8 protein-coding genes are annotated in these 11,590 nt (G+C 37.0%); 6 read left to right on the top strand and 2 right to left on the bottom strand.

Annotated features, from left to right (window positions below):
- Positions 1–164: 164 nt before the first annotated feature.
- The 6 genes from DYE48_RS06525 (at position 165) to DYE48_RS06500 (ending at position 8,589) form a co-directional block, all read left to right on the top strand.
- Positions 165–1,124 (top strand): hypothetical protein, encoded by a 960-nt coding sequence (locus tag DYE48_RS06525; protein ID WP_115822927.1) that lies wholly within the window; start codon positions 165–167, stop codon positions 1,122–1,124.
- Positions 1,125–1,151: 27 nt separating this feature from the next.
- Positions 1,152–3,146: a dynamin family protein gene (locus DYE48_RS06520; protein WP_115822926.1), complete on the top strand. Its 1,995-nt coding sequence runs from the start codon at positions 1,152–1,154 to the stop codon at positions 3,144–3,146.
- 5 nt (positions 3,147–3,151) lie between these two features.
- Positions 3,152–4,948, top strand: a complete 1,797-nt coding sequence (locus DYE48_RS06515) for a dynamin family protein (RefSeq protein WP_115822925.1) — start codon at positions 3,152–3,154, stop codon at positions 4,946–4,948.
- Between the two features lie 80 nt (positions 4,949–5,028).
- The gene (locus DYE48_RS06510; protein ID WP_115822924.1) at positions 5,029–5,937 is read left to right on the top strand and encodes a hypothetical protein; all 909 of its coding nucleotides are present in this window, start codon (positions 5,029–5,031) and stop codon (positions 5,935–5,937) included.
- Complete coding sequence (locus tag DYE48_RS06505; protein WP_115822923.1) at positions 5,930–7,195, top strand: hypothetical protein; 1,266 nt, start codon at positions 5,930–5,932, stop codon at positions 7,193–7,195. Before DYE48_RS06510 ends, DYE48_RS06505 begins: the two co-directional genes overlap by 8 nt.
- Positions 7,196–7,389: 194 nt before the next feature.
- Positions 7,390–8,589: an ankyrin repeat domain-containing protein gene (locus tag DYE48_RS06500; protein WP_115822922.1), complete on the top strand. Its 1,200-nt coding sequence runs from the start codon at positions 7,390–7,392 to the stop codon at positions 8,587–8,589.
- Positions 8,590–8,781: 192 nt separating this feature from the next.
- Here DYE48_RS06500 and DYE48_RS06495 read toward each other — a convergent pair whose 3' ends face one another.
- Together DYE48_RS06495 and DYE48_RS06490 are read right to left on the bottom strand one after the other, a co-directional pair.
- Entirely contained in the window at positions 8,782–10,791 is a 2,010-nt protein-coding gene (locus DYE48_RS06495; protein WP_115822921.1) for an acyltransferase family protein, read from the bottom strand.
- Between the two features lie 210 nt (positions 10,792–11,001).
- Positions 11,002–11,325, bottom strand: coding sequence for a DUF2628 domain-containing protein (locus tag DYE48_RS06490; RefSeq protein ID WP_115822920.1), 324 nt, complete (start codon positions 11,323–11,325; stop codon positions 11,002–11,004).
- Positions 11,326–11,590: the final 265 nt, after the last annotated feature.

The raw sequence follows: 11,590 nt of genomic DNA, 5'->3' as shown, positions 1-11,590 counted from the left end.
TTATTTATGATTCTTTATATCTTTATGTTTTCCTTTAAATTCCTTTATTTAGTGTAGATTAGACCCGATAAAAGGAATGGAAGGCTTTTCGTCTTTGTTCTTTCATACTTAAAGCAGTAGATTATAAATATTTTAGTAATTTTAAAGAGAAGGAGATAAAACTTATGACACAGTCAGCTGAATTAAAGGAAAATGAACTAAGCGTAAATGATTTAGAAGATATTGAAGAAAATTTATATCAAGAATTTCAGGATATTGTCGAAGATGTTAGTCACGAAATTACGAATCGTGTGATGTCTAGCATCATAACGACTCCTTTAGATGAAGTTTTTCACAAATATGAAGCACAACTCCCCATTTTGGAGAAATCGACAGGTGATATATCTCGAGTCTCCGATCAAATGATAACTACGAAAAATGATTTATATGAAAATATTTCGAAGTTAATAACAGAAGTAAGTCATCAAACTTTAGAAGAAACTGTATTTGTAAAGTTGGAATCAATTAAAGCCTCTTATGAAAAACAACTTCCTCTCATAGATGAGAATTCTAAAGGTCTTCGAAGTTTAATTGAGGAAATAAGAGAGGTGAAAAGCGAGTTGTATGATCATACATCTTTGATAATAAAGGATGTGAGCCATACGGTTTTAAAAGAAGAAGTCCTTCAAAAATTTGACGAACTATATAACCAACATGAAATTCAGCTGCCAAAAATCAAGACAACTTCTGACCAAATGGAACAGTTAATCATAGAAATAGAAAATACTAGACAGAAGTTATATACCAACATCAATAATGTATATAATGCCATGTCCAATCGAATTATTGAAACCGTAAATGAGAAGTTGACAGATATTCATGGCAAGTACCATGAAAGAGTCAAAGAGTTGGATCACCAACATGCAAAATTAAAGGAGGTAAGTTCAGATTTAACTGATACGAAAGAAGCGTTTATGAATGATATAAGTGAATATAAATCTGGATTGGATGCAATGAGAAAAGATATCGAATTCCTCCAAAAAAACTCAAACCTTTTGACAAAATCATTAAAAGAAAAAGTCGATGTTCAAAATAAAATAATTATTGGCTTAGGAATAGTGGTTGTGTTGGCATTACTTTTCTAATGGGTTAGGAAGAAAGGAATCAGTAGGATGACTTATCAAAAGAGACGTACAAAGGTACTCCTCGCTAAAAAGAACAGGGAATTTGTTAAAGCTCGTATGCAGACTCATTTTAAATTTTTAAAGAACGAAATACATAACGTCTACCAAGACATTTACGATGAAGTTGAAGAAAAGAATGCGAGGCTAGTGCACCCGGTATTAGATGAACTTTCAGCATTTAATTTTAATATGGAAGAATTAATTGAGGGGTTAGATAAGACATTTGAATTATTCATCGTCGGCATGGGTAATTATGGGAAATCGACTCTGATCAATGCCTTACTTGAGCAGGAAGTGGCGGACATTGATGTAAGACCCAAAACGTGGAAAGTGGATGTGTATGATACTACTTTATCACCTAATACGTGCGTAATCGTTTATAAAAATGGTGAAACAGAGTATAAATCATTTGATGAGACGAGAGTGTTTATTGAGGAAGAAGAGAACAAAACAAAGCAAAGTAGAAAGAAAGTGAAATCCGAGTTAAAAAAAGTTTTACAAGAATTAAAAACGAAAGAAGAAGTGAAAGAAACCGAAGATTACTTAAGAAAAGAGTTTTTATATCAATCTAGTGTAGTGGAAGTCAGGTGGCCTATAAAAACCAGTTACTTATCAAAGAAATTTATGGTGGTGGACACCCCAGGGCTTGTGCAAGAGAACCTTTCTGGAGATACCATTGTCAGCGTTCAGAAATACTACCATAAGGCTGACGGGGTCATTTGGATTTTCGATGCGACTAAACTAGCTTCTAAAAAATCTAAAGACATGGTTGAGGAACTGGAAAAATCTTTGAATAAAATCGGCGGAAAAACGGATAACATCGTTGCTGTGCTTAATCGTATCGATTTAGTGCGTAACAATGGTGGGGAAGAAGCGGAACAGAAGGTAATAAAGGAAGCAAACAGAGTCTTGGGAAAGTATTTTGATCAGTTTATTTGTATATCTGCAAAACAGGGGATGGCTGGAATTCTGGATAGTAATGGACCTCTGAAAAGAGAAAGCGGCATTGAAACCCTAGTCGAATCTATAGATAAGAATTTTTATGAAAATGCTCAAAAAATTCAACTTCAAAGTAGAGAAGTCGGATTCAAACAAATAAAGCATCAGTTGATGGATGATTCGAGCCTAATAAAAAAATACTTAAATAGGTTAAGGGCGGAACAAAGAGAGTATGGAAAAAGAAAAGATAAAATCGATGATCATTTCAAAACGTTAAAAACAGATTTCCAACAAGAATTAAAACATATAACCTCTTCATTTATTGAGAGTGCAGAAGTACGTATTGATGCTAAAGCCGATGTGTTATTCGATTTGGAGACAGATAAGGAACGAGAAACTTATATCAAGGATTATCTATTTTGTCTTACGGAACTAGAGCCAGAGTTGGAAAAGTTCCATAAATATTGGGGTAGTGAACTCGAAAATAGAATGAAACAACTTATTGCAGAGGTTGTGTTCACAGAATATAAGCATATCGATCCTAATGAAATAAATAAAATGTTCGAAGAAATCTCTGGATTATCCAAGAAAAACATTTCCTATCGTGTGAATACATCACAGTTAAATACAGATGATCTCAGTCTTGCATCCGGTGCAGGATTTGCTGCCATTGGCGGTTTGATTTTTGGACCTTTAGGATTACTTTTGGCCGGGGTCACGGGGTTTCTAGGGTTGAATAAAGGGATTGCAAAGTTCTTTAAGAGTGGTGGATTAAAACGGGACTTAGTAGAAGCAATTAATAAACATGTCGGAGAAATTGAAAAAAAATTATTAATGGATCTTAATGACAGGCGAGAAAAAGCTGAAAGCAATGTCAATAAAGAGCTCAATCAAACATTTATTAATCTTCATGGTTCCTATGAATCTAGTAAAGCAGTAGAACATTCTCTTGACCAGTTATTTGAGGTCTTTACAAAGCCTATGGACTATCCTGATTTAATAACTTTGATTATGAAGGACAAGAAAACTATTTCTATGAGGTGAGACAAATGAATGATTTGCAAAGAATATTCAAAGCAAAAGAAGCGCTGGACGCTTCCCCATTACGCAGGCGTTTAAAAGATGATGGTCAAGCTCCAGTAGTCATTGATGAAGACCTATTTAAGGCTGAAGAGGAAAAAATGGATAAGCTTGTTAAGAATGTGGATTCATCACTGAAAGTGGTAATCATGGGGGAAGTGAAGGCGGGGAAATCAACTTTACTGAATGCTTTTGCCGGGAGTAATGTATCTCCGACAGATGTTGCTGAAGCCACAGGTGCAGTGATTGAAATCAAATATCACCCTGAAGAATATGGAGCCATCCATTTAGATGATCACTCCATAGAAGGTGTGCCAGAAGAAATTTACAATAAATTGGGAGAGCACAATAATAATCAAGAGTTTTTCAATAGAAGCAAAAGTGTAGAATTTGGCTTTCCAATTTCGAATTTAAAAGAGTTCACTCTTGTTGATACCCCTGGGTTAGAAACGATTACAGAAGATAATTCAAATCGTACCAAAGATTATGTAGCTGAAACAGACGTTGTCCTTTGGGTTTTTAATGGGCATCACTTAGGTCAATCTGATATTGAAGAGGCCCTCATTGAGGTCAATCGTCTAGGAAAGCCGATCATAGCGGTTATAAATAGAATTGATGAAATCGATGAGGATCCTGAAGTGCTCATCGACTATTTGGATGAAGAGATAGGAATGTTCGTGGAGTCGGTTATAGCTATTTCTGCCTGGAAGGCAAACCAATCAGTCATGTCGGCTGACGATGACCTATTGGAAGAGTCAGGTTTTGAGCATTTGTTGGAATACATACATGCGAATATAAGCTCTAAATCTGAGGAAGTAAAGAAAGACGTGATCTTCAGTTCAGCTCAATCTTTGTTAAATAGAGATCTTCTCCTCCATGAAGAATATCTAAAAACCGTTGGATTCTTAGAAGAACAAATGAATAACATATATAAAAAGATTGATATGTATAGCTCTAGAATCTACAACCATATTCTATATAGTTTTGAAAATTGGTATAAACATGAATTCTTAAATGAAGAAAAAGAAGATATGAAAAAGATTATCCAAGATTCAGGATACTGGAGTTTGAAGAAAGATAAGAAGGAAGTGGATTCCCATCTTCAATCTATTTTTTCAGAAGCTTACATATCGAACATATTAAATGAAAAAATAACTCGTTTAGATGAAATGTATGCCGAAGAATGGGAAGAAGCACTTGAACAAGTTAAAAAAGACGTTCAAATAGAAATATATGAATTTAAGAATGAGGCAGAGAAAGAATTAGAGCTGAAAATCACTCATAGTCAGGGGTTGAACGATGGGGATGCTGACTTATTAGCAGGTGCTTCTAAGGGAGCTTGGTTAGGCGGTGCAACTGGAGCAGCATCAGCCTTTTATGCTGCCGCATTAGGGCCCGCCGCTGCTACAGTTACAGCGGGAATGGCAGTGTCTGCTTTTATCCCTCCAATGTTATTTGTTGGGGCAACAATCGGGGTGGTTTCTTCAGCGCTGAAATTCAAATCAGAGAAAAATTTAGCTGAGAAGAATATTGATGATGTCTTTAAAGAAGTCAAGGGTGAATATGTACAGGATATACTGTATTCACTAAGAGAAAAATATTCAACACAGAATGAAAAAGTGAAAGAAAACATCCAAACGATGATTGTTGATTCTTTTGTAAATGGTGCAGAACAGGATGATATCAACTTATTAAAGAGAGAAATAGAAAATTACTTATATAGAATTAAAATTACCAATGAAGATTTGCAATTAGTACACAAGTAAGCTTTCTCAGCACAAACCTCCTTTTAAGGAGGTTTGTTTAATATAAAATTGAAAAAAGATATGAGAATGGGGGGAAGGTAATGAATAGTGTGACCATGGCCGAGTCCTTATTAGTGATGGACCACGACTCTTTGAAATTCAATTATGCGCTCATACATAATACTTCTATTATGAAAATATTAATTCCTTTTGCTAAAGATCAATGGAATAGAAATACGGGCTCGGAAGTCATGGATATGATAGGAAGAGAAACTCGTAGATATCGATATACCCCGCATATTCTACTTCAAAAAATGCTATTAGATGAATTGTTGGGTTTGTATAAGATTCCTATTAATAAGACCTATACGAAGCAAGATGTTGTTGATCAGTGTGACCGAATCATTCGTGCGATGTATGAAGAGATGAAGCGAAATAATAAAAAGTTTGCTCATTTCATTAATGGTAAGGATCCTAGGCGGATTGAACTTATCATGGAGTATCAAATGCATCGTTTGATTGAATCAATTAGTGATAAAAAGATAAGTGACTTCCAATTGCATCAAATTGGGGACGCATTAGAAGAGTTCATTGGAAGTCTCCCTCAGCAAAAACAGAAACAAATCGCACATGAACTAGGCATTTTCCAAGTAACAAGTTCAACGATTCGCCAGTTGATTTTATCCAATGGAACGACAGTTGTTTTTGCTGCCATCGTACAAGTTTCAGGATTTGCTTTTTACACAACATTAACCACAGTTCTAGCAAGTGTTTTCGGCTTGATCGGCATTACACTTCCTTTTGCAGCCTATGCCACTTTGACATCCACCGTAGCTATTATAGCTAATCCTTTCGTCTTTCTCCCAGCTCTTTTAATTGGTGGGGGAGGCTTACTTAAGTGGCAGAATAATAAAATGAAAAAGGCAATGGCCCCAGTTGTCTTCATGCATATCATGCTTGGAGCTAACCCATTACTAGAACCAGACTGGGAGGCCTTTATAAATGCATAAAGGACAGTGGAATCACTTCATATCCCTCTGGGAAGCTGAGTCTTATGAAGATGCAGTGAAAATGACACTAGAAACACAGGCGAGGGGCACCCGTGCAGTCATTGATCAGCTCTTTCGCAAGGACACATCAACGAGTGCGGCTACCGTTAGTCTATCCTTCTTGGATATTATGTATGATTATTTTATGATTCATCCAGAGGTTATCAATGCCGTTGATTTTGCTAGGGAAGAAGAGGTAGGCAGCTTCTTTACATTTCAATTGTTTAGTGAAGGTTTTGATCTCAGTCTTGCAGGAGAATTAACGCGCTTGAAAGGGTACACAGCTGAACAATTGGTTGCTTTGGAATTACAAGGGAAAGGTCATGATGTCAGCTTTCCCTCATCATCAAATCAAGCTGGGTATGATCTAATAGTTGATGGTCAACCGTTTCAAGTAAAGTGTTTATCAGATCCAAGTGGAGTATATGAACACTTTCGTAAATATCCGGATATTCCTGTACTCGTAAATAGTGAACTCATGCCTGATTTAAGCGAGCATCCCCTCGTTTATAGTACTGAAGTTTCAAATGAAATAGTGGAGGAAATGACCTATCATTCTATTGAAAGTGCAGCAGAAGTTGGAGAGCTCGATATTCCGATAATAACGTTAGCTTTATCCAGCTTATCCAACGGATACAAAATGCTTTCTGATGGATTATCCATGCGTTTAGCTGGATGGAATGTCGTAAATGAGACTGTTTCAAGAAGTGTTGCTGCTATGGGAGGCAAAGGGGTTGGTGTTCTTATCGGACCTGTTCTTGGACCAGCAGGAGTTGTAGTCATGCCTATGTTTTTAGGACTTGCAGGAGCTTATCATGGTGGGAAGATAGTGAGACACGTAAAAAGACTGTACACAAAGAAAGAACGTGAACAGGTGTACAACGATATAAATATACTGCTGACTAAAGTATTAACTGTTATTCCTGAGAAAGTAGATCAGCGGGAAGAAACCTATGGCAAGGTGAAAAAGCAATTGATTCAACATGATGTACTCAAGAATGTTTTACATGTTATGAATCTTAAGCACAGAGAGAAGCAACAATACTTATTAAATAAGAGAAACGAATTAGAGGAATGGCTGAGCAATGTCGATATTGTTATTGAAACAGATCTCCCTCATATTCTAGACACTGTAGTCAGAAGTCAAGTTCACCCCTATCTTTACCAACAAGAGCTAAAAAAACTTGGGGAGAGTTATGGAAAGTTGATACGAATTTAAAATGGTGAGTTTTTCTTCTTATAGTAAAACATGAGGAAAAATTTGCCTCTTTTAATTAAGGTTTTTTTATCAATGAGGTACTATATGGCAGTGTTATGAGAAGATTGACTGAGGTGTTTCTATTCAATCTAAAAAAATATGAATAAACTTTTCTAATTAGTAAATGGAATGGTTGGATAAAGGGTGTGAATCGATTGAATATCAAAAGAGCAATTCAAAAAGAAAATACAAGTGAATGTATTCAGTACCTAGAGGATAATGTGGATGCGTTACTTACAGCAGATTTGAAAGATGATCCTTTGTATTTGTCCTTAGATTTAGAATCTTCCTCTATCACGCAATGGTTATTAAAGGAGAACTACCATATAAAATGCGATATTGATAAGCAATTGGGTTTATTAAAGAAAGCTGCTTTGATGGGGAATCATATTGTGGTCATGGAACTTATAGAGATGAATTATTTTTCACAGAATGATTTAACACAGGCTTTGTATAAAGCTTCTGCTACGTGTGATGTTTTGACAGTTATTATTCTGCTGGAGAGCGGCGCCATTTTTAATGAGAATAATTTATCTCCATTAATCCAAGCGATTGATATGGATAATAGGGAGGTTGCTGCACTACTCCTTCATAAAATAGCTGACATACATAAGATTGACTCTGAGGGATTCTCACTTCTTCAACATGTCGCAGCTATAAGTCGGGACAAAGAACTTCTCCAATATCTAATCTTCAGAGGTGCGGATGTAAATCAAAGGAACTCTTATCGGGAAACTCCTTTGATGCTCTGTTTATTCAGTCTTGAACTCGAGCATGAGAATGATTTTTTAGCATGCAGTGAGGTACTTTTGAATTCAGGAGCGGATGTAAACCTTCAGGATAATGAGGGAAATTCTGCACTGATGATGGCTTTTAAGTATAAAGACTACATCATCGATGGAAATGAGGTGATCATTGACTATATGAAAATGCTAGTCGAACACGGGGCAAACGTTAACCTAAGAAATGAAAATGGACAAACAGCAATAGATTTAGGCCAACAATATGATTTCGAAGAAGCTGTTGAATTCTTGAAAAAGTACGCGAATCCTCTTGTTGTTCCCTCTCTTCATACAACGGAAAAGAATAGCGCCCAATCCTCTTTGAATGATTATCCGAAAACTTCATTCCTAAGTGAAAGAGGGTATTCTACGAAAATAAGTAGGAAAAAGAGGTGGGAGATCCTACAAACAGAAATATTAAATGAGTATCCTACACAACAGGTTATCAACAAATTAGCAGAATTTATACGCAGGTTCAAATCACAAAGAAATGGGGCGAAGAAGTACGCAGAAGCAATTGCAGAATGGGAACATGATATTGATCGGATAACCCGTTATCACCATAGTTCTTAATGAACCCTTTGCTCCACATATGAATCTCCTTCACATCAAATCGTTAAAGAAATTGACCATATAATAGCACCAATGGTTTCTGTTGGTGCTATCCTTTTCATGCTCATTAAAGGGTAACTCTATAGAATGAGAATTCAATAATGCCGCAGGATAAAAAAAGCACCCCAAAAGAGGTGCTCAGTTCATTATAGCTTAATTTCTATCATAAAAATGTTCGAGTGCCTCGCTTACTTTTTCACCAACGAAAGGAGTCAGCGTTTCCGCATATGTCCTCGTCAAATGGTGCCCATCCTGATAAACCAATACATTCCCGATAATCGGCTTACAAACATCCTCTTCACAGAACTTATCCGTCAAGTCCGCATAGTACACATTATCCAAATTCAGTTTATCAATGTCGTCTGATAGATCCTCAAGATCATTCTCCGTCGTGCATTCCTTGGCATTGGCGCCATGTTCATCGATACAAGTCGGAATATCAAACTCAGCTCTTGGATTGTCTTTCAAAGCAAACACGTTAATATCATGTTCCCCAAGCTCTTCCCATTGATCGACATAACCATCAGGAATTCCTTCCCATTCTGTTGCATCGGCGGTTGTGTAAACCAGGTCAGGTTTCTTCTCAATCAATTCGTCCATGACACTTTCATTCCACTCTGCACAAGTTTCCTGATCGAGTTCTGTCGTCAATAAATAAGACTCGCTGGAGAATCGGCATGCACTACGTGTATAGTTCAGAATTTTGATATTTTCTTCATTCGCGTAGTTCTCTAATGGAGCCAGCCAGTGGGCACTATGGGAGCCTCCGACTAAGGCGATCGTATAATCTGGATTATTGACTTTTCCATATTCACACAGAATGACTTCTGACTCTTCCATACCTTGGTGACATCCATCATCATAACTTTTCGGTGTTTCTTCTTTTGCCTGTAGAACACTAGGTGCGAAGGGTTCATCTGAATGAAACTCATCTTTGGATGCCATCACTAATGCACCAGGGTAATCATCGCTATTCGATATTTCCACACTGGCAGATGCAAATTGTGCATCCTTCACGTACCATGACCAAGAGCTATTTAGAATCACAACTGGAACGGCAATGGCCACTAGAATGAACGCTAATTTTGGTTTCGAATGTATTTTTTTGTTTCGGATAGGTTTTTCAAATAGATTCGTAGTCACATAGGACAACACGACGGCCAACCCGATGATCACTAAACCGTGTGTGATGGGAACCGTGTCATTACCAATGATGTTGAAATATAAGATTAATAGCGGCCAATGCCATAGGTAGAAACCGTATGATATTCCACCGAATCGAACCAACGGTTTCGCACTTAACAGATGGTGTACTCCAAATTTCCCACCACTATTACCAGCAATCAAGATCAACACAGCTGACAGAACCGGCCATAGAGCCGCATACCCTGGGAAAACAGTCGACACTTGTAGGAGCAGACCACAGCTTACTAGTCCAAATAAGCCCAACCAGCCAATGACTAGATTTGTAGATTTATTCAAGGAGATGTTGGCTATGACTAGAGAGAGGATGCCCCCCGCTGCAAATTCCCATGCTCTGGCGAATGTATCAAAATAAGCCCATGGTTGATTCACTGAAGTCTTATAGACGGAATAGCTGATGGACACGACAAAGATCACAATCAATGTATAGAATAAAGAGTTTCTAGTTTTCATGTTTAACTTCTTTGCGATTGCTATGGATGTGATCAAGACTAAGGTCCAAAGAATATAAAATTGAAACTGGGTACTCATGGCCCAAAAATGCTGCACGGGGCTGGCGACATTATTTTGTGCCAAATAATCCACCGAGTTACTAGCCAGCTGCCAATTCTCGAAATAGACTAAAGAAGCGGCTACTTCCTGAATAATTGATGACCACTGAGACTGAGGTAGGAAATAAAAACTAGTAATAATCACAAAGATTAGTACGGAGAAGGCTATTGGAAATAACCTTTTTCCCAGTTTCAGAAGAAATCCGATTACATCTACTTTTCCTGTTCTTTCAAACATATTTAAAAGAGAGATCGTTATTAAAAATCCGGATACGACGAAGAATACATCGACGCCGCCTGAAACGTTACCTAACCAGATATGGTAAACAGCGACTAAGAGGGCGGCAATAGCCCGTAGTCCTTCTATTTCCGGCCTGAATTTTCTTTTCTTTTCTTTATATAGATTCATATAAAGCCTCCGTTTTATGTTCAATACCGTTACACATTTTACCATAAATCGCGGATTGGATGTTATCACCCTTAGAGGTTTTTTATCTTCGTCTTGAATATTCGGCTATAAAAAAAGAAGAAGAGGGAGGCATCATAGCTTCCTTCTTCTTCTTTCATACATTATGTAGCTTTTAATGATTCAGGATTAGTTATAGAATACCCGAACCTATTAAGCTCCTTTGGCAGCAGGTGAGATAATCTCCTGTTGTTCTAATGCTGTTTGATCGCCTTCAGTCGCAGGACGATACCCCTTCTCCAGCAACCCTTTAATGTAGATCTTGTTATAAACAAAAGAAAAAATAATTCCAGGAATCCAAGCACCAATTCCAAGGGTGAAAATGCCGGCAAGTATGGCAGTAACAAACATAATGACGGCCCACTTTAAATCTCCTCTAATAAGAGCAGGAATAAAACCGAAAAAGAAAGTAGTCCAACTGAACCCTACTTTGACTTCTTTAGTGACTCCGGCATCATTCTGTAATTTGACATTCATATTTACACCTCCGTTCAATTAGATCTACGACTATTATGCTGGAAATTAAGGATGAGTATAGCTTTTTTTGTCAATTTATGAAAAATACATTAAAATTTCCGGGAAATCCCCCTTTTCACAGGGTTATAGTCACTAGGAATATTCTACTAATGAACTGCTTGTAAAAGTATTAAGAGTATTGTAAAAAAAGACTGAATTTTGCGATTATATATGAACTATAGTATAATTTCCTAATATTTCAAATGGAGATTTTTTAGGAGGTATG

This window comes from Halobacillus trueperi (genome assembly GCF_003386945.1).
Lineage (GTDB): Bacteria > Bacillota > Bacilli > Bacillales > Halobacillaceae > Halobacillus > Halobacillus aidingensis.
The sequence above is the reverse complement of the archived record's forward strand: the minus strand, read 5'-3'. Positions and strand labels throughout refer to the sequence as shown.